A 26,334-nucleotide genomic window follows, 5' to 3' on the forward strand; every position below is an offset into this window, starting at 1 on the left:
CAAACCACATATAGACCACCAATCACGAACCCAACAAGCCGACATACAAACCCAAACCTCCTGCTCAGCGGCATGCCGGTGTCCGTGAAGCCGCACACGCGAAGATCCGGCGGGACGGATACCGCCACATCCGCCAGCCTGGTAGCGAGGGGTAGCGCCGGTGTCCGTCTGTTCTATCCGGTAGCTGAGCAGGAGCCCCATCGCACGTCGGCGAATACAGCAGCTCCCCGAACTGGTTCGCGCATTCCAGCCTCAGGAATCGGTGCGCAGCGGGGCCAAGGCGTTGGTCCAGGCGATGATCTGGTCGAGCATCCGCTGCAGGACTGGTTCGTGGTGCTCACCCGGCGCGAGGTCGGTCCCGTTTACGAAGTCGGTGAACATCGACAGGGCGATCTGGTCGCGGACGTCGGCGACGTGCAGCTCGGCCATGATCAGCCGCAGCTGCTCGACCGCCCGTGTCGCGCCCAGCAGCCCGTATCCGACGAAGCCGGCGGTCTTGTTGCGCCACTCGTGGTAGAGGAAGTCGATCGCGTTCTTGAGCACGCCCGTGATTCCGTGGTTGTACTCCGGGGTCACGAAGACGTAGCCGTCGTACGACGCGATCGTCTCCGCCCACCGCTTGGTGTGCTCCCGCGCGTAGTCCGATCCCATGGCAGCAGGGACGGGCTCGTCCAGATGCGGCAGGTCGAAATCGGCCAGATCGACGACGTCGAACGTGGCGTCCGTCCGCTGGGAGGCGAGCTTGTGCACCCACTGGGCCACAGCCACGCCCTTACGACCGGGCCGGGTACTTCCTATGATGATAGCGATGCGTGTCATGACAGGTTTCCTTCCGGAGACAATGGGCGAATATCGGATCATCGTCGTTGGTGTGCCCAACGATACAGGCAACTTCGTTGGGACTTCTAACGATTGCGTCAGATGGGCTCGGCCACACGTGTCCCGCGTTGTTCCAGGGTCAGCCAGAGCGCGGACGCCAACGCGATCACCGTGGCCCCAGCCATCAGCCAGAACGTGCGGTGGAACGCGTCCACGGCGGCCTCGGGCGCGGCCGCGGACATACCGCTGGACAGGATCACCACGAAGATCGCGCTGCCCAGCGCACCACCCACTCTCGACAGGATGTTGACCTGCGCACTGGCATCGGACATCTGGTGCCGGTCGACGGCGGACAGCGCCGCCGACACCACCGGCGAACCCGCCAGTGCCATGCCGATCCCCCGCAGCGCCTGGATCACCTCGACGAGCGCGAGATTCGCCTCGGCGGGCAGCAGTGCCATGGACACCGTCGTCGCGATGCTGAGCACCAGCCCGGCGACGGTGACGATGCCGCCGCCGTAGCGGTCGTTGAGCGAGCCCGCCACCGGGAACGTGATCGCCGCGCCGAGACTGAACGCCATCAGCAGCAGGCCGGCGTGCACGATGTCCCGCTCCAGCTGGAGCTGGAAGTACAGCGGCATCACGATCAGCCCGCCGAACAACGTGGAACTGGTGAAGAACACCGCGACCGAGGCCGAGCCGAACACGCGGTTGCGGCCGAGCCGCAAGTCCATCAGCGGTCCGGCCGAGCGCAGCGACCGGCGGACGAACAAACCGAGCGCGAGCAGCCCCGCCACCAGCGGGATCCACACGGTGGTGGCGACCAGCGACCGCCGGTCGGTCGCCTCGGTGATGGCGAAAACCGTCAACGGCAGCCCGGCGACGACCAGCACCAGCGACAGCACGTCGAGCCGTCCCGCCTCGCCCCGCTCGCCGCGCGGCACCCAGCGCAGCCCAGCCACCAGTCCGAGCACGCCGATCGGGGCGTTGATCAGGAACAGCCAGCGCCAGGACAGGCTCGCGATGAGCACGGCCCCGACGACAGGGCCGATCGCGGGCGCCAGGATGGCGGGCACATTGGACGTCGCGATCACCCTGCCCATGCCCGCACGCCCGGCGATCTGGCCGAGAATGGCCATGCCGGACGGGATGAGCAGGCCGCCAGTGATGCCCTGTAGCACGCGGGCGAAGACGAGCGTGCCGATCCCGGGCGCGATCGCGCACAGTGCCGATGTGATCGTGAAACCGAGCAGCGCCCACAGCCACAGCCGTCCGGCACCGATCCTTCTGCTGATCCAGCCGCACGCGGGCAGCGCGGCGGCGAGCGCGAGCAGATAGCCGCTGTTGATCCACTGGGTCGCGGCCAGCGAGGCACCGAGCTTCGTGCCGATGGCGTCCATGCCGACGTTGACCAGCGAAGTATCCAGACCCGACATGACCGAGCCGGCGGCGAGCACGATCGCCGTTCGCCACACGGCCGCCGGTATGGGCTCTGTACCGCCCGGCCGGCTGCCGCCATCCGTTGCCGTCTTCATGGCCCCTCCCTCGAGCGGATTATCGTTGGACTCCCAACGGTATGCTTCTTTGCATTGGTTGTCCAACGAAAACTGCTATAGTTCCTTGCATGGATGAGCCGTTGCTGAAGCCGGGCGTCGATCCGCCCGTACGCGTGTGGCGGTTGACGTCGTGGTTGCTGCACCACGTCAACGCCCGCGCGAACCGAGTGGTCACCCAGCATTTCGGCAGGCCAGGCTGGCGGATGTGGTATGCGATTCTGGCCGGGCTCGACCAGTACGGGACGCTCAGCCAGGCCGAGATCTGCCGTAGGCTCGGGATTGACCGCGGCGACGCCGTGTCCGTGCTCAACGAGCTCGAGGCCGCGGGTCTCGCCCGGCGGCTACCCGATCCAAAGGACGCGCGCCGTAACGCCGTCGACATCACACCGGAGGGAAAGGAGGTGCTGTTCGAACTCGACGTCGTGGTCGACGCAGCCCAGGATGAACTACTGCGGCAACTGACCGTGGAGGAACGTAGCCAGCTCAATGCGCTACTACGGAAGCTGATCGAACGCCCGGCCACCGAGGAGGCGACTCCACCCAAGAACCGGACCAGGGCTGGAAAATCGTAAACCCGGGAAGCACGGGCTCCTTTGTTGGCGCATGCCGGCACCAAATGGGTGCGTGCTTTCGCGTGCCTGCGCAACTACCCAAGACGACCAGACGAACACGATCGATCCGTATTATCCGTATTAATCGTACTCATTCTTGGGGGTAAGAATGGTTCGCGTCTTACTCGTCGACGATGACCTGTCGCGCACGGAACTGATCAGCGGTCAGCTCCGCCGTGGCTTCTCCGCGTGGAACCTGCACACCGGGATGGATGCCATCACCGCCGCGCCCAGTGCCGATATCGTCGTCCTGAACCTGAAACTGCCCGACCTGGACGGAGTCGAGGTCTGCCGTCGAATCCGCGCGGTCAGCACCGTGCCGATGATTGGTATCACTGCGGGCAGCAGTGAATTCGAACGGGTGCTCGCGCTGCGCGCGGGGCTCGATGTGTGCATGGCCCCGACGTTCGGCGTTTCCGAACTCGTGGCGAGGATCGCCACGCTCACTCGCCGGAACCGGCCGGACCGGCGGGCCGGGAAATCGATGTCCTACGGGGATTTGGTCATCAACACGCACACCCGCGAGGTCCGGATGTGCGGGCACCCCGTGGGGCTTACGAAGAAGGAGTTCGACCTGCTGTACCTGCTCGCCTCTCGTCCCGGTGTCACTTTCGACCGAAAACAGATTCTGTCCGCGGTTTGGCACGACGACAACTCGTGGATGCAGCGCAGCCGCACCATTGACACCCACGTCAACAGTATCCGTCGGAAACTGGGCTGCAGCGAGGCTATCCGCACGCAACGCGGTGTGGGCTTCCAGTTCTCCAGTCTCGACTGCGTGGCCTGCATCGCTACGCCCGGGCGAGCGCTAAACGGCGAGGACGTGGAAAACGCTCGCCTCGGCTAGGCGAACTCGCGGCATGGAAAACGTCATTCGGCCTCGGCAACTTCCGGCGGGCTGCCGATCCGCAGCCCGTAACCCTTGACGGTGATGCATACCCAGCGGCCCAGCTTACGCCGCAACCTGCTGACGTGGGTGTCCAAGGTCCTGCTGGCGAACCGGGAGTCCTCTCCCCAGATGCTCACCAGGACCTCGGTGCGGTCGGTGACCGCACCGGCCCGCGTGGCAAGCAGCAAAAGGAGGTCGTATTCCTTGCGGGTAAGGTGAACGATCTCGCCGTGCAGCCGGACCTCACGCGAGTCCGTGTCGATCCGCAGCGGGCCGTACACGACCATCGACGGCTCGCTGCCCGGCAATCTGGTCCACCGGAGCACAGCGTCGATGCGCGCCATCACCTCGGCGGGGCTGCAGTCGGCGTACAGATGATCGTCGAACCCGGCCTCGAGCGCCTGCAGCCGCTCGTGCTCGGTGTCCGTGCTGGACACCGCTATCAAAGAGATGTCCCTGGTGGCGGAGCGAATCATGCGGCACAGGTCGAAGGAGCCCTCGCCGTCGTCTATCTCGATCAGAGCGAGGTCCATCTCCCGGCGACTTCGGTATGCCTCGGCGTCCGTTGCCACCGTGCGGACGTCGTGCCCGTGTCTGCGCAGCAGCCGTTCCAGCCAACCGGACCGGGCAGGCTCGAAACGCGCGAGCATCGTGCGCACGAAAGCGTCGCGGATCCGAGTACGATCGGTGTTGATGTGCTGATTCATCGGAACCCTTCTCCGACGCATCGTCGGGTTCCGGCGCAAGAACGTCCCACAGCCACCAGCCCCCAGCGACTTCCTCCCTCACTATACCTCTTCGCCGACCCCGGCCAAGGGATTAGGTGATCAATTTTCGTACACTCTCCGGAGGTGGTTCTGACGTTCGTGATTCTGTTGTTGTTGCTTGTTGTTGCTTGTTGTTGCCTGTCGTTGTCGCCGACGGGCTTCTTGGTGTCGGCCTGCGCGACCTCCCCTGATCAGTGCCGTTTGGTCATTTGTCCAGGTCACCGGCTTCCCCAGCCCCGAGGATCGGCGAACCCTGGGACACGCTCCCGGCGCCGCCAGGTCACGGCGGGAGCGGTGCGGACCTGGACGGCGTTGTCCGGGCCGCCGCGATCTCTCGGCGGAAGATGACGTTGGCCGCGGCTTCGGCGCCCATCACCGCGACCTCGTTGGTAAACCCCGCCAGCGACACGTCGGCGCCGATCGACCGCGAGTCCATCACGATGCACCACCGTAAGCTTTGCGTAGCACTACGGACACGCGGCACGGTAGCAGTAGGCATAGCGCAGTTTCGCGCTGTGCCGGATGATGCCGCCGTGCTCCTGATTGATACCGGGAAGGAAGCCGGGAACGCCCACAAGGGTCACTAGCGGGACGTTGAAGGCGGCACAGAACTGGACAAACCGGGCGGCCTTCTCGCTGGAGTGTATATCCAGCACTCCGGCCAGCGACTGCGGCTGGTTGGCGACCAGGCCCACGGTGTACCCGCCCAACCTGGCGAACGCGCAGACGATGTTGTCCGCCCACGCGGCGCTGACCTCGAAGTAGTCACCGTCGTCGACGATCTCCGCGCTCACCCGGCGCACGTCGTTCGAGGAGCCGTTCGATCCGCTCCCGCGCGGTCAGCTTGCCCTTCTTGTGCTGGCGTGCGGTGGCCGCGGGGTCGGGACCTTCGCGTGCCGCTGTGCGTTTGTCCTGAAGCAGGTCGAGTATCTCGGTCATGACGGGCGCACCTCCGGTCGAAAGCGTCTACTCAGCGGAATTCCGGTGACCGCGACGGCGAACGCGAGTGCGCCGCCGAGGGCCAGGACGAACAGGGCAGGCCGGTCGGTGCCGAAGTTCGCCCGCAGCGTGGCGACCAGCCACAGCACCAGCACCGCGCCACACTGAACGGCGAACTGGTACATCGCGACGGCAACCGGACGGTCCCCGTCCTCGACGCCGTCGAGGGCACGAGCGTTCAACGCGGCGAACGAAAGCACGAACGCGGCACCGACGAGCAGCAAGGTCGGCAAGATCCCGAGCACATAGGAGTCCGGGACCGGTGAGGCGAACCGCAGCGCGTACCCGGCGGCAGCGGCCAGCGCGCCGAGCGCGATCAGCCGAGCCGGACCGAAGCGCGCGACCAGCCGCCCGGACAGCGATGACGAGACGGCGAGCGGCAGACAAGCCGGCAGGCACGCGAGTGCGGCCTGCCACGGGCGCCAGCCGAGTCGCTCCTGCACGGCGAACGTCGTCACCAGCAGGAGCCCGAGGTAGGTTCCGTTGAGAAGTCCGGCGCCCGTAGCCGCCCGCCACAGCGGCCGGTGGGTGAGCAGCCGCCTACCCGGCCTCGGAGCCGCTACGCTCCCGGCGGCATCGACCGGGAGCAGCCGGGCCGCGAAGGCCACGAGCAGCAGCGCCACCGGTGCGGTGAACATCAGCACCCAGCGCCAGCTCGCCAGCGTGAGCACCCCGGACAGCAGCAGCCCCACGGTGAACCCGGCCGCCCCGAACAGCGAGTACACCGAGATCGCCCGGCCGCGCGCGTCCGCCCCGGAAAACGTGCGGCCTATGATCGCCAGCCCGGTGGGTGCGGTGAGCGCCGCGCACGCACCCTTGAGCACCCGGGTTGCGATGAGCACGGCGATGCTGCCCGTCAGCCCGCCGGCCACCGAAACGGCGGCGAAGACGAACAGCGCCAACAGGTACAGCCGACGCCGTCCCCAGCGCGCGGTGAGCGCGGGACCCGCGAGCAGGACCGCGGCGAAACCCGCCGCGAACCCGCTCATCAGCCAGTGCACGCCACCGATGGTGAGCCCGAGGTCACCGGCGATCGAAGGCAGCGCGGGCAGCACGATCGAAACCTCGAGCGCGTCGATGAGCATGTTCCCGGCGAGGACGAACAGCAGCGCCCATTGCCGCGCGTCCCACCGGAGGGGCGTTGTCGTGGCCATGCCGCGTCAGCCGCCGAGCAGCGTGCCGCCGCTGGCGTCGACGTACGAACCGGTGATCCAGCGCGCGTCGTCACTGGCGAGGAAGGCCACGGCCGCGGCGACCTCGTCCGTCTCGCCAACCCGGCCGAAGACCGACAGCTGGGCCATTTGCTCCACGGCCTGCGGGATGTCGAACAACGCGCTGCCGTTGTCGGTGATGCCCGGTCCGACGCTGTTGACCGTGATCCCCCGCGGGCCGAGGTGCTTGGCGAAGTGCAGGGTGAGCTGGTCGATGGCACCCTTGGTCATGGCGTAGGCGATCTCCTGCGGATTGGCGAACCGGGTCAGGCCGGAGGAGATGTTGACGATCCGGCCGCCGTCGGGGATGTTGCCGAGCGCGCGCTGCACGATGAAGTACGGCGCCTTGGCGTTGACCGCGTAGAGCCGGTCGAACTGCTCGGGCACCAGGTCCTCGGGCGCGACGCCGCCCATGACGCCGGCGTTGTTGACCAGGATGTGCAGATCCGTGGTGCCGGTGCGTTCCTTGAGCCCGGCTTCGAGCCCGAGGAACAGCTCGTGAACGTCACCGGGTACGCCGAGTTCGGCGCGGACCGCGAAGGCCGCGCCGCCGTCCTTTTCAATGGTGGCGACGACGTCGTCGGCCGCCGCGCTGTCGTGTCCATAGTGGACGGCGACAAGCGCGCCGTCGCGGGCCAGCCGGAGCGCGGTGGCACGCCCAATGCCCCGACTGGAGCCGGTGACGAGCGCGGTCTTGCCGGCGAAAGTACCCATGGTGTTCCTCCTGTCGGTGGAGCGCGCGGCGGTCACGGGCGCCGCCCGCTGGGGATAGGGGTTGTCAAGGCCGCTGATCGCCGCGGCGAGACCGCGGCGTACTGGTTCGAGTTCGAGCAGCCCGGCGACGACCTCGCGCAGCGGGGTCACCTCCGGCCCGCCGAGCAGCAGCTGGGCCTGCGCTTGAATATTCGTCAGCGCGCGGCGTCCGGCCTCGTGCCGCACGTCATGGTAGGAATCGAGCAGCCGTTCGTCCGGGTTCGGCCCGAACTGCACGGCGAGCTTCCCGCCGAGATCGGCCGCGTCCTGCAGGCCGAGGTTGATCGCCTGGCCGCCGACCGGAAGCTGGATGTGCGCAGCGTCGCCCGCCAGCAGCACCCGGCCCTCCCGGTAGCGGGTGACCTGCCGCGATGCGTCGCCGAAGGCGTTGACCCACAATGGGATTCCGTCACCGATGTCCTCACCGGTCACTTCCCGCCACGCCTTGACGACCTCGCCGAACGGCGGTTCACCGTGCCGACGTCGCGGCTGTCTGCCGTACACGTGCACCATGACACGGGTGACGCCGTCCGGGAACCGCGACGAGATCGCGAGCCCGGCAGGATGCCGTTCGAAGCGCCGGCTGGGGATGTCGATGCAGCCGACGTCCGCGCGCAACAGTTCCTTCGACGCGTCGGTACCTGGGAAATCGAACCCGGTCAGCCGCCGCACGGTGCTCCGCTCGCCGTCGCAGCCGACGAGGTGGGCGCAGCGAAACCGCACCCGTTTCCCAGCGGGATCGACGGCTTCGACCTCGACGTGGTCCTCGCGCGGAGCCAGCCAGGTCACCCGGTGCCCTCGCAGCAACCTCGCGCCGCCTGCGATCGCGTGCTCCTGCAGGACGGCCTCGATCCTGGTCTGCGGCGCCTTCCATATCCCGGCATAGGGATGCGCGGGATCGGCGTCGGCCAGATCGAGCGGGATCCCGCCGAAATGACCCTTGCCGCCGGGCACCGGCGGACCGAGTGACTCCAGCAGTCCCCGTTCGGCGAACAGCTCCATTGTCCTGGAGTGCAATGTGGACGCACGCGACTCCGTTGTGGGCTCGGTCAGTTGCTCCAGCACGGTGACCCCGACCCGGCAGGTACGCAGCTCGTAGGCGAGCAGCAGCCCGACGGGACCCGCGCCGACCACGACGACATCGGTGTCCAGCTGGTTTCGCGTGCGCATGGTCAGCGTCGCGCTTCCGCGTACGCCTTGGCATGTTCCAAGGTCGCCCTGCTGTTACCGCCAAGCGCGTCCCGCACGAACTTCCTCGCGTCGTCCACAGTGGATCCCGCACCGAGTACCCCGGCGATCTTGTCCGGGTTGATCACGACGGTGTGCTGGGACGTCGCGGTCGTGACACCGGAGTCTTCCTCGGTGAACTGCCAGTAGCCGGTGTGCAGGTCCATCAGCGCGGGCAGCGTGGTCTGCTTGTAGACGATGCGGTGGTGCGGGAAGCAGACCCGGATGGATTCGGTGGTGTGCCGGCTGCCGTCCTTGGTCAGCGTGTCCATCCGCAGCACCTGCAGCCCGGGCGTGGCCTCGCGCAGGTCGACCGAGCCGACGTGCGGCAACCGCTCGCGCCAGGCGCCGGCTTCGTTGATGAAGTCGTACAGGTCCTTGGGCGAGCCGTTGACCTCGACGCTGTCGGTGAAGGACAGGGTCAGCTCGGCCACGCCGGTGGCCAGCTCGACGTTGTGCTTGAGTGCGGCGAGTTCGGCGCGGCTGTTACGGTCGACGGCCTTGTCGATCCACTCCAGACTCGCCGGGGCGTCGTCGATCGCGCGGTAGTCGTGCAGCAGCCGGACGTGCGAGGTCGTGTCCGTGCGCGGCGCCACGATCCAGGTACCGCCCATCGACGCCACCGGCGGCGCGGGCGTCTCCTGCCGAAAGGTGATCCGCCGGGCGGCCGGTTCGAGCACCCGCCGTGACGTCCAGTTCTTCGCTTCGCCGTTCGCGGTGGCCCAGATGCGGATGCGCTCGTGGTCCGCGCCGCGCTCAACGTAGTCCACGTACACCGAAGGCGGGAAGATCAGCGGCCAGTTCTCGACTTCGGCGATCATCCGGTACACCTGTTCCGCGGGCGCGTCGATGACGATCTCGTGTTCGACTTCCCTGCTGGTCATCGCGTGCTCCTTCCGGATCAGTAGTTGCCGAGCCCGCCGCAGACGTTGAGCGCCTGCGAGGTGATGGAGGCCGCGGTGTCGGTCACGAGATAGCCGACCAGCCCGGCGGCCTCCTCCGGCGTCGAGTAGCGCCCGAGCGGGATCTTCGCCTGGAACCTCGCGAGGATCTCGTCCTCGGAGGTTTTGTACGCCTGCGCGTAACCCTGCCGGACCCGTTGCGCCATCGGGGTTTCGACGTAGCCGGGGCACACGGCGTTGACGGTGATCCCGGTCGGCGCCAGCTCGTTGCCCAGTGCCTTGGTGAAGCCCACGACACCGTGCTTGGAGGCGGAGTACGGGGCGCCGAGCACCACGCCCTGCTTGCCCGCGGTGGAGGCGATGTTGACGATCCGGCCCCAGCCGCGGTTTCGCATGCCGCCGTTGGTCAGCACCTCGCGGGTCATCCGGAAGACGCTGTTGAGGTTGGTGTCGATGACGTCGAACCACAGTTCGTCGGCGATCTCGGCGGTGACCCCGCCCCCGGAGCGACCGACGTTGTTCACCAAGATCTCGATCGGCCCGAACCGGTGCACGCTCTCGGTGACGAACCGCCTGATTTCCGTACCGGAGCGCACGTCGCAGGCCGCGCCCTCGACTTCGTGGCCGTCGGCCTGCAACTGCTTGACGACGGTGGTCACGTTCTCCTCTGTGCGCGCGCAGACGAATACCCGGTGGCCCTGCTGGGCCAGCAGTTTCGTGATCGCGAGCCCGATCCCGCTCGTCGCCCCGGTGACGATCGCGGTACGCCGTTTCTGTGTCATGGTCACTCCCTTTGTTCGCTCGGTTCCAAGCTCAGCGCGGGCTTTTCACGCTCTCGGCCAGGTGGTCGTTGACGAACGCGATGAGCGCACGCGGGGTCCGTATCTCCGCCAGCTGCGCTTCCTCGAGCCGCACGCCGTATTCGCGCTCGATCCGGCCGCTGGTCTCGAGTAGCGCGAGCGAGTCGTAGCCGATCAGTTCGAAGTCGGCGTCCAGGCTCTTGTTTTCGAGACCGGGCCCGTCTGGCTCGCCGGCGCCTTCGGCCAGGATGCGCTTGAGGTCGGCGATGCTGAATTCGTTGGCAGACATGGGAAATACGTCCTGTCCTTGGTGGTTTGCCATCAGCTTTCGTATTTCCGGACGACGACAGCCGAGTTGAACCCGCCCTGCCCGCGGGCGAGGACGAGCGCGACGTCGACCGGTTTTCCGGTGCGCGGGGACCCGGTGACCAGATCGATGTCGTATTCGCCGGACAGTGAGACCGCGGTGGTCGGCGGGATGACGTCGTCGCGGATCGCCAGGAACGCCGTGGCCAGGTCCAGCGGGGCCGCACCGGAGTAGAGCCGCCCAGTGGTCGTCTTGGGCGCGGTGACCGGAACCGCTCCTACCCCGAACGTCTTCGTGATCGCCTCGGCCTCGATCCGGTCCAGCTCCGGCACCGCGGCGGCGTCGGAGAAGACGACATCGACCTGGTCCGGCCGTGTCCCGGCGTCCGAGAGCGCGATGTCGATGGCGCGTTGCAGGCCGGGTGCGTGGCCCGCCTCCGGCTTCGGGTCGAAGGTCGAGCCGTGGCCCGCGATCTCACCGTAGATCCTTGGCGCGCCACGGGATTCGGCCGTATTCGCGTCCTCCAGAACCAACAGCGCACCGCCCTCGCCCGGTATGTGCCCGGCCGCCTCGGCGTCGAAGGGCAGGTAGGCCCGCGCGGGATCCTGGCTGGTGCTGAGCCGCCCGCTGGTCAGCAGCGCCACCCAGCCCCACGGGCACAGCATCGCGTCGATCCCGCCCGAGACCATCAGCCGGGTTCCCTTGCGGACCTGCCGCCGCGCCTGTGCGACCGCGTCGAGCCCGCCCGCCTGGTCGCTCACGAGCACCCCGCTTGGCCCGCGCATCCCGTTGCGGATGGAGATCTGGCCACTGTTGACCGCGTAGAACCAGGCGAACGACTGGTACGCGCTGACGTACTGACCGCCCCTGCTCCACAGGTTCCGCAGCTCGTTCTGGCCGAACTCGAACCCGCCGGAGAAGCTCGCGGTCACGACGCCCATGTCGTACTCGGGCAGTTCCTCCGGGCGCACTCCGGCGTCGGCGAACGCGCATTCGGCGCTGACCAGCGCGAGCTGCGTCATCCGGTCGGTTTGCGGGAGCAGCCTGCCGGGCACGCTTTCCGCCGCGTCGAACCCACGGATCTCGCCGGCCAGCCGCGCCGGGTACGGTGTCGGATCGAACCTGGTGATGCGGCCGATCCCGCTCACCCCGCCGAGCACCGCGGCCCAGTAGTCGTCGGAGCCGAGGCCGTTCGGGGCCGCGACGCCGAGACCGGTGACCACCACGCGCCCGGTCATGCCGCGCTCCCGCCGCCGTGGGTCAGCACCATGGCACTCTGGAACCCGCCGAACCCGCTGCCGACGGAGAGTACGGTGTCGACCTTCTGCTCTCTCGCGATCAGCGGCACGTAGTCCAGATCGCATTCGGGGTCCGGGGTACGCAGGTTCGCCGTCGGCGGAACGACGTCGAACTCCATGGCGAGCGCGCAGGCCGCGATCTCGATCGAACCGATCGCACCGAGGGAATGCCCGACCATGGACTTGATCGAGCTGACCGGCACCTCGTAGGCCCGCGTTCCGAGGCTGCGTTTGAACGCCGCGGTCTCGTGCCGGTCGTTCTGCTTGGTCCCGGAGCCGTGCGCGTTGATGTAGTCGATCCCGCCGGCGTCCACTTTGGCCTCGTCGAGCGCGACCGTGATCGCCTCGGCCATCTCCCGCCCGTCGGGCCGCAGCCCGGTCATGTGGAACGCGTTGCACCGCGAGGCGAATCCGGCGATGGTCGCGTAGATGTGCGCACCACGCCGCTTCGCGTGCCCGGTATCCTCCAGGACGAACATGGCCGCGCCCTCGCCGAGAACGAAACCGTTGCGACTGCGGTCGAACGGGCGCGACGCGTGCTCGGGATCGTCGTTGCGCGGCGTCGTCGCCTTGATCGCGTCGAAACAGGCGACGGTGATCGGAGAGATCGGGGCGTCGCTGGCACCGGCGACCATGATGTCGGCCGAACCTTCGCGGATCAGCTCCGCGGCGTAACCGACGGCGTCGAGCCCGGACGTGCATCCGGTCGACACCACGGTGTTCGGTCCCTGGGCGCCGACCGACCAGGCCACCTCTGCCGAGAACGAGCTGGGCGCCAGGTAGTTGTAGAGATGCGGGACGGCGTAGTCGTGGTCGACCAGTTCCAGCCTCCCGGCGTCGCTGACGGTCCGGTACTCGGTGTCGAGCCCGGTGGTCGCACCGACCGCGGTGCCGACGGTCACCCCGATGCGGTGCGGGCCGACCAGTTCGAATTCGAGCCCGCTGTCCTCGACCGCTTCGGCCGCGGTGACCACGGCGAACTGCGCGGCGCGGTCCATGCGGCGTTCCTGCTGCGGGCTCAGGCCGCGCAGCATCGGCTCGAAGTCGACCTCGGCGGCGACCTGCGAGCGGAAGGGCGATGGGTCGAAGAAGGTGATCCGCCGTGTCGCTGTTCTGCCTTCGGAAAGCAAGCTCCAGAACTGCTTGGTACCAATCCCACCAGGCGCGGTGACACCGATACCGGTGATCGCTACGCTCCGCTCGCTCACGTCGTACTCCAATCGTAGAAACGCTGCGCCATCGCGTCCGACGGCGAGCGCCAGGTCTCCGGGTCGAACGCGGTGATGTGTGCCTTGAGGTCCTGGCTGATCCCGATGAACCGCTCGTCGTTCTTGGCGGCCTCGATCCGCTCCCCACCGTCGGCCTCCGCGAAGTCCTGGAGGTGGAAGTACAGGCCGTGGTAGCGGAAGAGCTGACGCCGTAGAGTGCCCATCCGGTGCGGCATCTCGGTCTTGTCGAACGCCGCGAACAGCTCCGCGACATCATCCGCCGACTCCGGTCGCATACGCGCCACGATCAACGTGCTGTGCATGTTCGCTGCCTTCCTGTTCACTGACTTTCCGGCCCGAACCAGCGCCGCAACGCCGAGGACAGATCGTGGTGGCTTCCGGGCGCGGCCCATGCCACGTATCCGTCAGGCCGTACGAGCACGGCCGCGGTGCCGTGCAACGGACTTCCCTCGACGATCCCCGTCGCGGACGCGGTCACGATGTCGATGCGGCTCGCCCACGGCGCCGCGCACGCACGCAGCACCGGATTGTCGGCAAGGTCGAAGAGCACGCCCCGGCCCTGGCGCAGAAACGCCATGCTCGTGCTTTCCCGCCCCGCGAGTGTGGTCAGGCCGACCTTCGGCATCCGCATCCCGAGCAGCGGGTGGGTTCCGCCGCCGACGTCGTAGCGGATCTCCAGGCCGCTGACCATCGCGGCGAGATCACGCGCCACCTCCTTATGCCGGACCAGTTCGCGGAAAACGTCCCGCAGTGGCTGCATATCCGCACCGGTGAGGAACAGCAGGCCCTGTGCCTGGGTGTTCATCAGCAGCCGGCGGCCGACCGCGTGCCGTTCCGTGTGGTAGGTGTCCAGCAGTTCGGCGCCCGCGGTGCCGCGGACCACCGCGCCCAGCTTCCAGCCGAGGTTCACCGCGTCCTGGATGCCGGTGTTCATGCCCTGTCCCCCGGCGGGAAGGTGAATGTGCGCGGCGTCGCCGACGAGCAGCACCCGGCCGCGGCGGTACTCGGTGACCTGGCGCGTGGCGTCGCCGAACGCGCTGACCCACACGGGCTCGGCCTGCGAGATGTCGATCCCGGTGAGCCGCTTCCACGCATCGGCCACTTCCTGGTACGGGGGCGGCTCGGTGCGCCGCTGCGGCGGGTTTCCCCGCTCGCACACGATGATTCTCGTGGAGCCGTCGGGCAGCGGGCCGACCATGACCATGCCGCCGGGCAGCGTCTCGCCGATCATCCGCGGTTCGAGGTCGACGCCGCGGACGTCGGCGAGGAACATCTCCATCGTGGCAGCGGTGCCGGGGAAATCGAACCCAGCGAGCTTGCGGACCGTGCTGCGCCCGCCGTCGCAGCCGATCAGCCAGTTCGCGACCAGCGTCCGCTCACCGCCGGGACCGTCCACAGTGGCCTCGACCGCGCTGCCGGTGTCCCGCAGCCCGGTGAGCGCGCAGCCGCGCCTCAGCTCCACGCCGAGCCCGAGAGCCCACTGTTCGAGGACGGACTCCGTGGTGGACTGGGGAATCGTCTTCGCGGCCTGGCTCGCGCCCTCCAGCACGCCGAAGTCGACCGGGATGCCGCCGAAATGGCCTTCATTGCTGGTGTCGAACTCACCGAACCGTGGCAGCAGGCCACGCTGGTCGAAGACCTCCATGGTCCGCGCGGTGAAGCCGAGCCCTCGTGACTCCCCGGTACGCCCCGCGAGGCGCTCGAGGACGATGACCTCGATCCCGGCCAACCGCAGTTCGGCGGCGACCGTCAGCCCGGCTGGCCCGGCGCCGACGACGATGACTGGTGCGTCCATGTACCTCTCCTTGGACGAATGCGGAAATGACACGAACGCGACCAAGCCGACCGCGATTTCGCGCCTTCGCGGCGAATCGCCGAATTCGTACACTATTTCGGTGAACCATGTCCGGTCCGCCTGTACCCCCAATACCGGCTATACCCTCACCGAATCCACCCCAAGTGTTCTTCAGCGCACCGCCAAACGTCAAGACCCACCAGCGAACGCGTCTGAAAAACTTTCCCAAAATGGATGTAATCATATTTCGACAAAAAGACAGCGTCCTGGGATCATGTCCCAGAACGCTGCCGTGAGCGCTTTTCATCCTGGTGTGGAGGTGTTGGTGGGTACGGGTTGTAGGTCACGGGTGAGTTTGATCCTCGGTGTGTCGCTGCCGGGGGCGCGACGAAGCCCCTGGTAGGACAGCAATCGACCAAGATCCACATCCGGCCCAAGGGCTTCGTACGCCATACGACCGTGCCGCGCTGCCGTTGTCACATCAGACCCTGACTTTCGTGTCCGGTCCCATCCACGCTCACCGAAAGAAGCTGGGTTCGCCATGGCGCAAGCTCGGCCCGGGCCAGCAGGCCCTGCTGGTGCTGGTGTATCTGCGCCAAGGGTGAGCCGTTCGTCGAGGTGGGTCCCGGTTTCGGGTTTCCACCACCACATGCTGGCGGTATGTCGACGAAACCGTCAAGCTGCTGGCCGCGCGGGCCCCGAAACTTCGTACTGCGCTACGGAAGCGAAACGGCAGGGTATGACCTACGTGATCACCGACGGTACGCTGATTCCGATCGACCGGATCGCCGCCGACCGGCCGTTCCACTCGGGCAAGCATCGGATGCACGGGATGAATCCGCGGGTCGTCGCCTCCCCGGACGGCACGATCCGGTGGGTGTCGAGTGAACTACCGGGTAGCACCCATGACACTGCGGCCGCCCGGATCTGGACCATCCTCGCGGTAAGGCCGGACTCATCGTCTTGGGCGACAAGGGCTACCACGGCTACGACGAGACCGGCAACCACGTGATCACCCCGTACAAGGGCCGCAACAAGCCCGAATCCGGCAAAGACACCAACCGCGCCCGCTCCCGGCTCTACGGCCCCGGTGAACGCGCCAACGCCCAGCACAAATACCGGCGCATCCTGCGCGAACTCCGCTGCCGCACCCACCGCGCCGGCCGACTTGCCAAAGCCATCCACGTACTACAGAACTACGAAGTCACAGCCGGATGAAAAAGGTTCAGCCACGGAGCGCGGTGGAGTAGTCGGACCGGGGCTTTCCCCCGCCCGAGGTCCAGGAGACGATGAACTCGAGGAAGTCGATCCGCCAGCCCGCCTCGGTACGCACGGCGGTGACGTCGTAATGCCCGCCCATATCCATACGGTGCGCGTCCCCGACTCCGGACGTGCTCGTGTCGTAGTCGACATGCGTCCCGATCAGTTGGACCCTTGCCCGTGCCCGGTCGCCGTCCAGGTCGACAACGTGGTTGCCGCTGACGTGGTGGGTGATCTGCCAGGTGAGCCGGGCCGTGCGCTGGAACTCCGGCAGCCCCGCCAGTCCGGTGCGCTCGCCGATCGGGAAGCACAGCCGCACGTCGCGGGTGAAGATCCGGCCATACCACTCGAGGTCGCGATCGGGGAGTTCGGCGGTGTCGAGGGTGACCAGGTACCGGTCGATGAGTTCGCTGATCTCGGCCTTGTCGAGCAAGCTGGACAGCCGGGCGTCCACCGTGTTCGCGAGGTCGGTCATGGTTCCTCCGTGGTCGGTCGGGTCAGGACAGCTCGAGGATCCGGTAGTGGCCGCGCTTGACGAGGCGGACGCCGTCGGCCGGGTCCTTCAGCCAGTTGGCGACCAGGTAGCGGCCGGGTGACACGGCCAGCGACATCACGGATGCCCGGCCGGCCGAAAGCGGGAGGCAGCCGGTGCCGGTGGTCGGGTCAAACGGCGGGTCCGGCGGCCAGTCGCTGCTGCCATCGACGAACTGCGCGAAGTAGCCCGCGAGCGTCTCGTCCGTGACCTCTGGCGGGATCGCGAACAGCACTGCTTCTACGACATACGGGCTGGGCAGGGCGTTTTCGAACGCCAGCGGCCGGCCAGCGGTGGGCGTGCCGAGCACCTCGAACCGGGGGGTGGCGCCGGCGCCGACAGCCCGGATGGTGCCCGCCGGTCGCACCGCGGCGACGTCTTCGGCGTCCCCTTCGACGGCCAGCAGTTGGTAGCGGGGCTCGTCACCGGGTCCCGCCGTGGACGGGTAGTCGAAGAGGACATGCCGGCCCGGGGCCAGCTCGACGGTGAACTCGCCGGGCTTGCCGGGGTGGATGACCGCGCCGCCGAGCAAGCTCGCGCTGCCGTCGAGGGCGGCCATTCCCTTGACAATGCGCTCCTGATCGTCGGAGACCGTTGCGGCAAGGTGGCTGCGAAATGTCGCCCAGTCCACGCCGAGTTCGAGCCGCGCCAGGCCGATCCAGCCCTGGCCCTCGGCCGTGGTCTCGGACCGGAACGTCGTGACGCCCGGCGTGGCCAGTTCCGGCGCCACGAGCTTGTCCACAGTGGACTTTATGAGCAGTGGTCGCGCATCTGGCACGGCGATCGCCTCCAGTGGATGTTGTTCGCTGACTCGGTGGACAGCCTGCCAGCGCTGATCGCGCCGAATCAACACCTCACCGGAAAATAAATTCACAAGACTACGTCAATGCAGCGCAAGACCTGGCAATTGACCCAAATTTCAGGATCTTCTTACAGTCAAATGACAACCGCCATCTTGCCACCAAGAACATCGCCGACATATATTGGGAAAGCCCTTCCCGGCCCGTCGCTGCGAGGTATTCCTCAATGATTTTCACCGATGTCGAGCTGAAATATCTTGAAGACCAGTTGGTCGGCCGCCTGGCGACCGTCCAGCCCGGCGGAAACGTTCAGGTCAATCCCGTCTCGTTCCGTTACAACCCAGCACTCGGCACGATCGACATCGGCGGGTTCAGCTTCGCCGCGAGCCGCAAATTCCGCAACGTGGCCGACAATGGCAAGGCCGCGCTCGTCGTCGATGACGTCGTCTCGACCGACCCGTGGCGGATCCGCTGCGTGGAGATCCGCGGCGTCGCGGAAACGGCGATCGATCCGGCCGCCTATCCCGAACTCGACGACGAAATCATCCGAATCCACCCAAAGCGAATAATCAGCTTCGGCGTCGACGAACCGGACGTTCCTCCGCACGAACTCACCTACTTCAACCGAAATGTCGGCTAAGCGATGACGAACCCCGCGCGCCGCTGCTCCGAAGCGGTCAACTCCTTCCACTCGATCCTCTATTTCGCCCCGGATCTCGATGCCGAACTCGCCACCCGCGGCATAGGAGACCCGACTGAGGCATACCTCGCGGGCCGGGCGGCACCGCTCGGCGCTGTCGGGCCTGGCACCGTCGCCGCGGCCTTCAACGCCTTCGCCGTCCCGCTCATCCGCGAGCACATCCCCGCGGTGTGGGAGAAAGTGACGCCGGACGAGGCCATCGCCGCCCGTACTCGCGCCGCCGACGCCGTTCTCGAACGGCTACTCGGCATCGAAGTCCTCAACTCACCGGAGTTGGCGCAAGCGGCCACGCTCGCCAACCGTGCGGCACAGGCGTGCTCGCGTCCCGGCCGTCCGATGTACTCCGCGAATGCCGACCTCGATGCCCCCGAAAGGCCGCACCTGGCGCTGTGGCACGCCTCGACGCTGTTGCGCGAGTACCGCGGCGACGCACACGTGATCGCGCTCGGCTACGCGGAGCTGAGCGGCCTCGAAGCCCTCGTGACCCATTGCGCGAGTCCGGCCGGGATGCCCAAGGAGCTGGTGATGTCCAAACGTGGCTGGTCCGAAATGGACTGGTCGGCCGCGGAGCGACGGCTGGTCGAACGCGCGCTGATGGACGAAACCGGTGCACTGACCACGGAAGGTATCCGGCTGCGCGAAGACATCGAACACGAAACCGACCGGCTCGACCGGTCCCCCTACGAGTACCTCGGCCCCGAGAGAACGCGACGGCTCACCCGGCTGGCCGGACAGTTCGTCGGACTTGCCGCCGACGCCGACGCGTTCCCCGCCATCCTGCGCGACTTCTTCGTCCCCGCTGCCTGACCCCCATCGCGGAGGGAACACCATGAGGACCCGGATGTGCCGGACCACGACGCCGGCCGGGCACGACGCCTGGATCGTGACCGACTACGACACCGTGCGCGACCTGCTTTCCGACACGCGGCTCGGCCTGACCCACAAGGACCCCGAACAGGCGGCGCGACTGTCCAATTCGGTGATCTTCGGGCGGCCGCGGGAACCGACCCCAACCGATGCACAGGACCACACGAGGATGCGCAGGCTGCTGGGACAGAGGTTCTCCGTACGGCGTCTCGCGGCGTTCGAGCCCCGCGTCCGCGAACTCGTCGACGGGCTCCTGGACGAACTCGCCGCCGCGTCGAAACCTGCCGACTTCCACCGCATCGTCTCGTTTCCCTTGCCCGCACTGGTGATCAGCGACCTGCTCGGCGTCCCGTTCGCTCACCGTGAGCAGTTCCGCCAGTGGTCGGACGAGGCAGCCGACATGCACGACCACGCTCGTTCGACACACGGCTGCACCGAGTTGGAGGGGTATATCTCGGACACGGTGAAGCAGCGGCTGCGGGAACCGGGAGACGACCTGCTGTCGGATCTCGTGGCCGCGCACCGGGCCGAACCAGAGGGTTTCACCCTCGAAAAGGTCATCGGGCTGGGGATGACACTGCTGTTCGCCGGGCACGAAACCACGGTCACCGCGATCGACACCGGCGCTGTCCTGCTCGCCACCAATCCCGGGCAGCGGGCCGTTCTGGGTGAGGCCGAACAGTTGCCAGACGCGGTCGAGGAGATCCTGCGTGGCTCGCTGCCCAGGGCGAACTATTTCGCCACCCCCGAACCGGACGACATCGGCGGTGCCCTTCCCCGCTGGGCCAACACCGATCTCGAGGTCGGCGGCGTGACGATCCGCGAGGGCGAGATGGTGCTCCTCGGGCTCGCGCACGCGAACGTCGACGAGAAGTTCGTCGGGGACTACCAGGGCTTCGACGTGGCACGGCACCCCAACAGGCACCTGACCTTCGGGCACGGCGCGCATTTCTGCGCGGGCGCCCCGCTGGCCCGTCTCGAGTTGCAGATCCTCTTCGCCGGTGTCGTGCGGCGGTTTCCCGGCTTCTCGCTGGCCGTGCCGGTGGAGGAGCTGGAACCGCGCGCCGATCTGCTCACCGGAGGCCTGAAATCCATCCCGGTCACCTGGTAACGACCCCGACGCCATGGAGGTACGGGCATGCTGCCCGGAAACGACGCCGACCCGCGGAGCAGCAGGCTTCCCTCGCTGACCGGAATGCGGTTCGTGGCCGCGTTCCTCGTGTTCCTCGCGCATTGCTCGGTCCAGGGGTTCCTCTCGGACACCGCATTGCAGGGCAGCCTGCAGAATGTGTTGGTTCGCGCGAGCTGGGCGGGGGTGCAGTTCTTCTTCATGCTCAGCGGTTTCGTGCTGACCTGGTCAGCGAAGACCGGTGACTCGGTGACCGCGTTCTGGCGGCGGCGCGCGACCAAGCTGTACCCGAACAACCTCGTCGTGTCCGCCGCCGCGATCGTGCTGGCGCTGGCCACCGGCGGCACGCTCACCGCCGTGCAGGTGATCCCGAACCTGCTGCTCGTGCAGAGCTGGCTGCCGAACGTCACCGTGATCAACGGCGTCAACACGCCCGCCTGGTCGCTGAGCTGCGAGGTGCTGTTCTATGCCTTGTTCCCGCTGCTGCTGCGGCTGGTCAACCGCGTGCCGGCGCCACGTCTCTGGTGGCTGGCCGGGGGAATCTTCGCGTTCATCCTGGTCATGCCGACGGTCGCGACGGTCATGCCCGCGCAGCCGCTCATCGGCGTCAACCCACCGGTTTCCTTCCCGCGGCTATGGTTCGTCTACGGGTTCCCTGTGGTGCGGGTCGCCGACTTCACGCTCGGCATCGTGCTGGCACGGCTCGTACTCACCGGCCGCTGGGTCCGGATCGGACTGCTGCCCGCCGCCGGTGTGGCCCTCGCGAGCTACGTGCTCACCGTAGTCGCCCCCGCGCTCTACTCGGCCTCGGCGACCATGGCGATCGGGCTCGCGCTGCTGATCGGGGCCGGTGCGACGGCCGACGTCACGGGGCGCCACTCGGTGATCGCCGGTCCTCGGATGGTGTTGCTCGGCGAGGTCTCCTTCGCCTTCTACCTGGTGCATGTGCCCGTGCTCACCTATGGACACCTCGCGCTGGGCGGCGGCTCGTGGTCCGTCCTGGGGGCACTCATCGTGATGTGCGGCCTCTTCACGATCACGCTGGTGCTGGGCCACCTTCTCTACACATTCGTGGAACGTCCGGCGATGAAACGCTTTGCTCGCAAGCGTTTCATCGCCGTGCCGGCAGCACCGGCGACGGTGCCGCAGAGCAATGGGTTATGACCTGTCGACAGAAAGGAATGGGTGCCAACATGGACGCTGTCGAAAAGATCGTGGTACCGGACGAGACCTGGCTGAGAATCGGGAATCAGGAGTTCCGAGCGCGGGTTATCGTCGGAATCGAGCAGTATGACTCGGTGCCGCTCGTCCGGGACATTCTGCGGGCCGTCGGCGCGGATGTGTTCATCACAACGGTCGATCCGGACAACCGCCGGTCCAGCCTGCTGCTGATGGATCTGGACAACGAGTTGCCGCTGGAGGATTTCATCTGGATCGGCACGACCTCGTTCGCAAGGTCGAAGGAAAGCGCTATCCAAACTGCCCACATCATTCGCGAATCGCTGGGGATCAACATACTGAAGCTGGATGTGCGGGGCGAGGACAACATGCCGGACAACGCGCTGACCGTCGAGGCCGCCTGCCAGTTACGCTCGGAAGGCATGGAGTTGATGCCGTTCATCCTGCCCGATCCGAAAACCGCCCGGGAACTGGAACAGGCCGGTTGTGCGGCGTTGCGCGTCATGGCTTCACCGGTCGCCTCGGGCCGGGGGATCGTTGACCCGCAGGCGATCCGTGAGGTGATCGATCAGGCACGGATCCCGGTGATCGTGGAGGGCGGGCTCGGCACCGCCGGGCATGTGGCGCAGGCGATGGAACTCGGTGCGGCGGCCACCCTGGTCAACACCGCGCTGGTGCGTGCGCACACGCCGCTGAAGATGGCCGAAGCGATGCGCCAGGCCGCGGTGGCCGGGCGGCTGGCGTTCGAGTCCGGACCCATGGAAGAGATTGTCGCCGCGGTATGACGTGGCGAACTCACCCAAACTCCTTCGAGGGGAATCAAGGTGTCATCTGGGGCTCGCGTCCCGGTACGCGAGGACGAATCCACCGCGCGCGAGTTGCGCGGAACACTGGCTCTTCTGGGCACGGCGACCGCTGTCGGCAGCATGGGTCTCGCGGCGGGCGGCACCGCGGGTCCGCTGCTGGCGGTGCAAATGACGGGGACCAATGCGGCGGCGGGCGTGCCGGTGGCGTTGAACCTGGCGGGGTCGGCGGTGGGCGCGCTGCTCATCTCGCGCCTGGCCGCGCTCGGCCGTCGCGGGCAGGGTCTCGCGCTGGGGTTCGCGACCGGTGCGCTCGGCGCCGCGGTGGTCGTGGTGGCCGCGGCCGCCTGGAGTTTCGGGCTGGTCCTGGCCGGAAGCATGTTGCTGGGGTGCGCCAACGCCGCCGTCTTCCTTTCACGGTACGCGGCGGTGGTGGCGGTGCCCCCGCACCGGCGCGGCCGCGCGCTCGGCCGCGTATTGTTCGCGACCTCGGTCGGCGCCGTGATCAGCCCGATGCTGCTGGGACCGGGCGGTTCCCTCGCGGCGGGGATCGGGCTGGCCCAGCCCACCGGAGCCTATCTGGTGGCGGTGGCCGGTTTCGGGTGCGCCGCGGTGGTGTTCTGGGCGCTGGCGGGCCGGCTGGCCGCCGGCAGGACCGAGCCCGGGGCCGGGCGCGGCCTGGCACTGGCGATACGTGACCCGAAGACGCTGCCCGCGATCATCACGCTGGCCGTGACGAACTTCGCCATGGTCGGGGTGATGACCGTGGCACCGGTCCAGCTCGGCGCGCACGGAAACGGGCTGGAGATGGTCGGTCTCGTCGTCGCCTTGCACGTCGTTTGCATGTTCGGGCCGTCATTGGTCACCGGGTACCTGGCCGACCGGTTCCATCCCATCGTGGTGATCGTGGCGGGCGGCGTCCTGCTGCTCGCCGGCGGTGCGGTAGGGATGTTCGCCGGCGAGCACGGTGCCGTCGTGATGACCGTCCACTTGTTACTGATCGGGCTGGGCTGGAACGGCGGCATGGTCGGCGGCAGCGCGCTGCTGAGCGCGACCGCGCCGGTCCGGTTGCGGACACACCTGGAAGGAATCGGCGAGGCGGCGATGAATGTGGCCGCCGTCGCCGCCGCACCGCTCGCCGGAGCCGTCTCGGTGCTGACCGGCTATGCGGGACTGTCGATCTGTTTCGGAGTCAGCGCGGCCGCAGGTTTGACCCTCTCCTGCCGGCGCGCCCGAGTTAGAGGTAGCTGAAAATGAGAATTCTGGCCTGTAGCAACAGTTGCCCGCGCTGGGATGACGGCCGTCTTGCGCCGCGCTCACCCGGCGGGCTCGTACCGATGATGGTCTCGCTGCTCAACGAACACGGTGGTCACTGGATCTTCACCGCGCCGCCGGACCGGCCCGGTACTGTGGAGGAGATCCAGGTGGGGAACGGGATCTGGCTGCATCCGGTGGAACCCGGTGAAGAGCTGCGGAGGCAGCACTACGACGTCGTGTCGATCCAGCTTCTGCTGGGCCTGCTGCACTATATGCACGATACGTCGGTCCAGCCGGTGTTCGACTCGGCGATGCGGGACGCCTGGGCCGGGTACGAGGCCGTCAACCAGTCGTACGCGAAACGGCTCAGCGAACTGTCGGACGGTTCCGCCGACGAGCTGGTCCTCATCAACGACCCGCACCTGATGCTGGTGCCAGAGTTCTTCGTGCCGCCCCAGACGAACCGGGCCGGCAGGCTGGCCTACTTCCTGGGCACGCCCTGGCCCGAGCCCGACTATTTCTCGATCATTCCCGGGCAGATCCGGTCGAGAATCCTCGCCAGCCTCCTGCGCTGTGACGTGGTCGGTTTCCACGCGACACGGTGGGCCGACGCCTTCCTGGCCTGCTGCGCACGCTACCTGGAGAACGCTCGCGTCGAAGGCCGGACGGTCACGTATTCCGGCCGCCGCACCGAACTCATCGCGACGCCGTTCCCGCTCGACACCGGCGTGCTCGACACGATGGTCGACGAACCGGCCACCGCGAGCTGGCGCGAGCGGCTCGCCGAACTTTCCAGCGGCCGCAAACTGATGCTGCGCGCCGACCGGCTTGACCTGTGGAAGAACATCCCACGCGGTTTCCTCGCCTACGAAATGCTGCTGGAGCGCAGGCCCGAACTCGCGGAGCAATGCTGGTTCGCCGCGGTCGTGACGCCGCCGAGCCGGGCCGCCGGCCGGCACCAGGATTACGCCGCCGCGACCGAAGAAATGGTGCGCCGCATCAACTCGCGCTTCGCGCCAGCAGGACCTGAGGCGGTCTCGCTGATCCGGCCCGGCCGCGGCACCGACTCGCGCAACTGCGTGCTCGCCGGGTTGACCATGAGCAGCGTCGCGCTGGTCAACTCAACCTATGACGGGCTGAACCTGTTCGCGAAGGAGGCCGCGTACCTGATCAGCGATGACGCATGGCTCCTGTTGTCGGCCAATGCTGGCGCCCACGAACAATTGAGCGAATATTCTGTCACCCTGGATCCGTTCGACATCGCGCACACCAGCGAGGCCATGGAAGCTGCACTGGACGGCCGTCTCGGCAGCTCCAAACGTCCGGCCCGCCGCACCCGGCTTCGCGGCGAAACCCTCTCCCAATGGCTAAAAACCGTCTTCCTCCTGTAGGCCCTGAGTCGGAAGTTCGCGCCGTTGGCCCTGTCCCCGGTCAAGACTCGGGAGACGCCCGCACGACGAGTGGACGTAGTGTGACGCTTCCAGAAAATCCGGGCGAGGTGTTCGGCGACGACCTCGTGGCCGTCAAAGACCGCGACCTCAGCCGACTCCCCGCAACCGAGCACATCCCGGCACCAGCCGGATCTTTCCCAGCCTCGTTGACGATCCGAGCGGCTTCCTCCGGCGTCGGCGGCTTCGGCTTGGGCTCTCTGCAGGGGGCTCAACGACAGACGCCGGATTGACGGCGATCCAGCCCCAGCGGACGGCGCGCTTGAACGCTCCGCTCAGCAGGAAGTGAATCCGCCACACCGTGGACGGCGCGGGCCCCTCGCACTCGTGGGGCTTGCAGCGCTCGTCGCACTCGTGAGACTTGGTGGTTCGATGATCGATGCGCAGTGTGTGTGCCGTCGCAGTGCATCCGGCATCGGCGAAGCTCGGCGTAGAAGGAATCGAGTACGTGAGAGTCGATCCGGGCGAGCTTCTGCGAACCGAGCCGTGGCGTTACGTGATTCTTGCGGTTCCGTTGGTAGCCACGAAGGGTGCCGGGGTCGAGGTTGGCCACGGCGAGGTACTCGCCAAGTAGCTGATCGAGGGTCACCCGGGTGCGTGGGTTGCGTCGTTCGTCGACTTGGCTCAGCAACCGCGTCAGGACCTTCTTCGCCTCCCGTTCGGCGTTCGGCCCCGCCGGCACGGTCTCTGTGAGGCGAACTCTTTCTTGCTGACCGGATCGACACCCGCGTAGACACGGACCCGTAGCGCGTCGCCGGCCAGCACGTCGATGCTGCCTCGGTCGCGACCTTTCCCCTTCGTGTACGACGCCATGACCAGCACCATACCGACACTTCTGGTCACGTTCCGTGTCACGAAGATCAAACCGGCCGCGTCAAGCGGCCGGTTCCCCCAGCTCAACGGCTGCGCCCTGGGCAGGACTCGAACCTGCGACCTAGAGATTAGAAGGCTCTTGCCACCTGAACGGTGTGCTGACCTGGGAAAACGCAGGTGAGGCGGGGAGCGTCCCCGCCGAATCTCTTGCTGTAGAAAAGCGGCCCCCGGCAGTGCTGCGAACACTCGCCGGAGGCCTTGATCGCATCGGAGCTGCGACCCATGAAGAACCCTACTGCCGCCGCTGAGGCGGCCAGATGCAGAACCGCGAGGCCGGCCGCGTCGGGCGCCGTCCAGCGTCCTGCTCGGCCCAAGCTCGTGAA

At 67.3% G+C, this 26,334-nt stretch carries 24 protein-coding genes and 2 pseudogenes; 10 read left to right on the forward strand and 16 right to left on the reverse strand.

From position 1 onward, the window contains the following. Window positions 1–252 precede the first annotated feature (252 nt). Both VJT49_RS19730 and VJT49_RS19735 read right to left on the reverse strand, forming a co-directional pair. On the reverse strand, window positions 253–819 hold the full coding sequence (locus VJT49_RS19730; protein ID WP_324166334.1) for an NAD(P)H-dependent oxidoreductase: 567 nt from the start codon (window positions 817–819) through the stop codon (window positions 253–255). Window positions 820–917: 98 nt separating this feature from the next. Further along, window positions 918–2,354, reverse strand: a complete 1,437-nt coding sequence (locus tag VJT49_RS19735; protein ID WP_324166335.1) for a DHA2 family efflux MFS transporter permease subunit — start codon at window positions 2,352–2,354, stop codon at window positions 918–920. An 89-nt stretch (window positions 2,355–2,443) separates the two neighbouring features. On the opposite strand from VJT49_RS19735, the gene VJT49_RS19740 reads away from it, so the two are divergent. Both VJT49_RS19740 and VJT49_RS19745 read left to right on the forward strand, forming a co-directional pair. Next, window positions 2,444–2,947, forward strand: a complete 504-nt coding sequence (locus VJT49_RS19740; protein ID WP_324166336.1) for a MarR family winged helix-turn-helix transcriptional regulator — start codon at window positions 2,444–2,446, stop codon at window positions 2,945–2,947. 148 nt (window positions 2,948–3,095) lie between these two features. Continuing rightward, window positions 3,096–3,833, forward strand: a complete 738-nt coding sequence (locus VJT49_RS19745) for a response regulator transcription factor (RefSeq protein WP_324166337.1) — start codon at window positions 3,096–3,098, stop codon at window positions 3,831–3,833. 23 nt (window positions 3,834–3,856) lie between these two features. Here VJT49_RS19745 and VJT49_RS19750 read toward each other — a convergent pair whose 3' ends face one another. From VJT49_RS19750 to VJT49_RS19805, 12 genes and pseudogenes are all read right to left on the reverse strand, one after another. Beyond that, on the reverse strand, window positions 3,857–4,582 hold the full coding sequence (locus tag VJT49_RS19750) for a response regulator transcription factor (protein ID WP_324166338.1): 726 nt from the start codon (window positions 4,580–4,582) through the stop codon (window positions 3,857–3,859). A gap of 340 nt (window positions 4,583–4,922) precedes the next feature. After that, window positions 4,923–5,445, reverse strand: a pseudogene (locus VJT49_RS19755) (carboxyl transferase domain-containing protein). Next, a complete protein-coding gene (locus VJT49_RS19760; RefSeq protein WP_324166339.1) occupies window positions 5,408–5,581 on the reverse strand; it encodes a hypothetical protein in 174 nt (57 codons plus the stop codon). Before VJT49_RS19760 ends, VJT49_RS19755 begins: the two are co-directional and overlap by 38 nt. Next, window positions 5,578–6,795, reverse strand: a complete 1,218-nt coding sequence (locus tag VJT49_RS19765; RefSeq protein ID WP_324166340.1) for an MFS transporter — start codon at window positions 6,793–6,795, stop codon at window positions 5,578–5,580. Before VJT49_RS19765 ends, VJT49_RS19760 begins: the two co-directional genes overlap by 4 nt. Window positions 6,796–6,801: 6 nt before the next feature. Beyond that, window positions 6,802–8,775 (reverse strand): SDR family oxidoreductase, encoded by a 1,974-nt coding sequence (locus VJT49_RS19770; protein ID WP_324166341.1) that lies wholly within the window; start codon window positions 8,773–8,775, stop codon window positions 6,802–6,804. Between the two features lie 2 nt (window positions 8,776–8,777). Beyond that, window positions 8,778–9,716, reverse strand: a complete 939-nt coding sequence (locus VJT49_RS19775) for an aromatase/cyclase (RefSeq protein ID WP_324166342.1) — start codon at window positions 9,714–9,716, stop codon at window positions 8,778–8,780. Between the two features lie 17 nt (window positions 9,717–9,733). After that, the gene (fabG, locus tag VJT49_RS19780; RefSeq protein ID WP_324166343.1) at window positions 9,734–10,516 is read right to left on the reverse strand and encodes a 3-oxoacyl-ACP reductase FabG; all 783 of its coding nucleotides are present in this window, start codon (window positions 10,514–10,516) and stop codon (window positions 9,734–9,736) included. A gap of 31 nt (window positions 10,517–10,547) precedes the next feature. Next, entirely contained in the window at window positions 10,548–10,823 is a 276-nt protein-coding gene (locus VJT49_RS19785; protein ID WP_324166344.1) for an acyl carrier protein, read from the reverse strand. Window positions 10,824–10,855: 32 nt separating this feature from the next. After that, window positions 10,856–12,079 carry a ketosynthase chain-length factor gene (locus VJT49_RS19790; RefSeq protein WP_324166345.1) on the reverse strand — a complete coding sequence of 408 codons (1,224 nt, stop codon included), beginning with the start codon at window positions 12,077–12,079 and terminating at the stop codon, window positions 10,856–10,858. After that, window positions 12,076–13,347 (reverse strand): beta-ketoacyl-[acyl-carrier-protein] synthase family protein, encoded by a 1,272-nt coding sequence (locus tag VJT49_RS19795; protein WP_324166346.1) that lies wholly within the window; start codon window positions 13,345–13,347, stop codon window positions 12,076–12,078. Before VJT49_RS19795 ends, VJT49_RS19790 begins: the two co-directional genes overlap by 4 nt. Further along, window positions 13,344–13,670 carry a TcmI family type II polyketide cyclase gene (locus VJT49_RS19800; RefSeq protein ID WP_324166347.1) on the reverse strand — a complete coding sequence of 109 codons (327 nt, stop codon included), beginning with the start codon at window positions 13,668–13,670 and terminating at the stop codon, window positions 13,344–13,346. Before VJT49_RS19800 ends, VJT49_RS19795 begins: the two co-directional genes overlap by 4 nt. A 17-nt stretch (window positions 13,671–13,687) precedes the next feature. Next, on the reverse strand, window positions 13,688–15,163 hold the full coding sequence (locus VJT49_RS19805) for an FAD-dependent monooxygenase (RefSeq protein WP_324166348.1): 1,476 nt from the start codon (window positions 15,161–15,163) through the stop codon (window positions 13,688–13,690). A 410-nt stretch (window positions 15,164–15,573) separates the two neighbouring features. Here VJT49_RS19805 and VJT49_RS19810 point away from each other — a divergent pair. After that, window positions 15,574–16,381, forward strand: a pseudogene (locus VJT49_RS19810) (transposase family protein). A 7-nt stretch (window positions 16,382–16,388) separates the two neighbouring features. Here the strand turns inward: VJT49_RS19810 and VJT49_RS19815 are convergent. Further along, complete coding sequence (locus VJT49_RS19815) at window positions 16,389–16,898, reverse strand: nuclear transport factor 2 family protein (protein ID WP_324166349.1); 510 nt, start codon at window positions 16,896–16,898, stop codon at window positions 16,389–16,391. 22 nt (window positions 16,899–16,920) lie between these two features. After that, on the reverse strand, window positions 16,921–17,733 hold the full coding sequence (locus tag VJT49_RS19820) for a hypothetical protein (RefSeq protein WP_324166350.1): 813 nt from the start codon (window positions 17,731–17,733) through the stop codon (window positions 16,921–16,923). A 248-nt stretch (window positions 17,734–17,981) separates the two neighbouring features. Between VJT49_RS19820 and VJT49_RS19825 the strand changes: the two genes are divergently transcribed. The 7 genes from VJT49_RS19825 to VJT49_RS19855 are packed head-to-tail and all read left to right on the forward strand — an operon-like array spanning window position 17,982 to window position 25,081. Further along, the gene (locus VJT49_RS19825; protein WP_414636038.1) at window positions 17,982–18,395 is read left to right on the forward strand and encodes a PPOX class F420-dependent oxidoreductase; all 414 of its coding nucleotides are present in this window, start codon (window positions 17,982–17,984) and stop codon (window positions 18,393–18,395) included. Window positions 18,396–18,398: 3 nt separating this feature from the next. After that, entirely contained in the window at window positions 18,399–19,262 is an 864-nt protein-coding gene (locus VJT49_RS19830; RefSeq protein ID WP_324166351.1) for an SCO6745 family protein, read from the forward strand. A 22-nt stretch (window positions 19,263–19,284) separates the two neighbouring features. Beyond that, window positions 19,285–20,433 (forward strand): cytochrome P450, encoded by a 1,149-nt coding sequence (locus VJT49_RS19835; RefSeq protein ID WP_324166352.1) that lies wholly within the window; start codon window positions 19,285–19,287, stop codon window positions 20,431–20,433. 27 nt (window positions 20,434–20,460) lie between these two features. After that, a complete protein-coding gene (locus VJT49_RS19840; protein WP_324166353.1) occupies window positions 20,461–21,615 on the forward strand; it encodes an acyltransferase in 1,155 nt (384 codons plus the stop codon). Window positions 21,616–21,665: 50 nt separating this feature from the next. Continuing rightward, window positions 21,666–22,415, forward strand: coding sequence for a hypothetical protein (locus VJT49_RS19845; protein ID WP_324166354.1), 750 nt, complete (start codon window positions 21,666–21,668; stop codon window positions 22,413–22,415). 39 nt (window positions 22,416–22,454) lie between these two features. Next, a complete protein-coding gene (locus tag VJT49_RS19850; protein ID WP_324166355.1) occupies window positions 22,455–23,684 on the forward strand; it encodes an MFS transporter in 1,230 nt (409 codons plus the stop codon). Between the two features lie 2 nt (window positions 23,685–23,686). Beyond that, the gene (locus VJT49_RS19855) at window positions 23,687–25,081 is read left to right on the forward strand and encodes a trehalose-6-phosphate synthase (protein ID WP_324166356.1); all 1,395 of its coding nucleotides are present in this window, start codon (window positions 23,687–23,689) and stop codon (window positions 25,079–25,081) included. Window positions 25,082–26,334 lie beyond the last annotated feature (1,253 nt).

This window comes from Amycolatopsis sp., assembly GCF_035276945.1.
Classification (GTDB): domain Bacteria; phylum Actinomycetota; class Actinomycetes; order Mycobacteriales; family Pseudonocardiaceae; genus Amycolatopsis_E.

Bases quoted from the DNA above. Each gene is read 5' to 3' on its own strand.
- VJT49_RS19805 (WP_324166348.1), bottom strand. From the start codon at position 15,163: ATGGACGCACCAGTCATCGTCGTCGGCGCCGGGCCAGCCGGGCTGACG.
- VJT49_RS19770 (WP_324166341.1), bottom strand. From the start codon at position 8,775: ATGCGCACGCGAAACCAGCTGGACACCGATGTCGTCGTGGTCGGCGCG.
- VJT49_RS19855 (WP_324166356.1), top strand. From the start codon at position 23,687: ATGAGAATTCTGGCCTGTAGCAACAGTTGCCCGCGCTGGGATGACGGC.
- VJT49_RS19740 (WP_324166336.1), top strand. From the start codon at position 2,444: ATGGATGAGCCGTTGCTGAAGCCGGGCGTCGATCCGCCCGTACGCGTG.
- VJT49_RS19800 (WP_324166347.1), bottom strand. From the start codon at position 13,670: ATGCACAGCACGTTGATCGTGGCGCGTATGCGACCGGAGTCGGCGGAT.
- VJT49_RS19735 (WP_324166335.1), bottom strand. From the start codon at position 2,354: ATGAAGACGGCAACGGATGGCGGCAGCCGGCCGGGCGGTACAGAGCCC.
- VJT49_RS19790 (WP_324166345.1), bottom strand. From the start codon at position 12,079: ATGACCGGGCGCGTGGTGGTCACCGGTCTCGGCGTCGCGGCCCCGAAC.
- VJT49_RS19835 (WP_324166352.1), top strand. From the start codon at position 19,285: ATGAGGACCCGGATGTGCCGGACCACGACGCCGGCCGGGCACGACGCC.
- VJT49_RS19775 (WP_324166342.1), bottom strand. From the start codon at position 9,716: ATGACCAGCAGGGAAGTCGAACACGAGATCGTCATCGACGCGCCCGCG.
- VJT49_RS19765 (WP_324166340.1), bottom strand. From the start codon at position 6,795: ATGGCCACGACAACGCCCCTCCGGTGGGACGCGCGGCAATGGGCGCTG.
- VJT49_RS19815 (WP_324166349.1), bottom strand. From the start codon at position 16,898: ATGACCGACCTCGCGAACACGGTGGACGCCCGGCTGTCCAGCTTGCTC.
- VJT49_RS19830 (WP_324166351.1), top strand. From the start codon at position 18,399: ATGACGAACCCCGCGCGCCGCTGCTCCGAAGCGGTCAACTCCTTCCAC.
- VJT49_RS19730 (WP_324166334.1), bottom strand. From the start codon at position 819: ATGACACGCATCGCTATCATCATAGGAAGTACCCGGCCCGGTCGTAAG.
- VJT49_RS19785 (WP_324166344.1), bottom strand. From the start codon at position 10,823: ATGTCTGCCAACGAATTCAGCATCGCCGACCTCAAGCGCATCCTGGCC.
- VJT49_RS19840 (WP_324166353.1), top strand. From the start codon at position 20,461: ATGCTGCCCGGAAACGACGCCGACCCGCGGAGCAGCAGGCTTCCCTCG.
- VJT49_RS19745 (WP_324166337.1), top strand. From the start codon at position 3,096: ATGGTTCGCGTCTTACTCGTCGACGATGACCTGTCGCGCACGGAACTG.
- VJT49_RS19750 (WP_324166338.1), bottom strand. From the start codon at position 4,582: ATGAATCAGCACATCAACACCGATCGTACTCGGATCCGCGACGCTTTC.
- VJT49_RS19825 (WP_414636038.1), top strand. From the start codon at position 17,982: ATGATTTTCACCGATGTCGAGCTGAAATATCTTGAAGACCAGTTGGTC.
- VJT49_RS19760 (WP_324166339.1), bottom strand. From the start codon at position 5,581: ATGACCGAGATACTCGACCTGCTTCAGGACAAACGCACAGCGGCACGC.
- fabG (WP_324166343.1), bottom strand. From the start codon at position 10,516: ATGACACAGAAACGGCGTACCGCGATCGTCACCGGGGCGACGAGCGGG.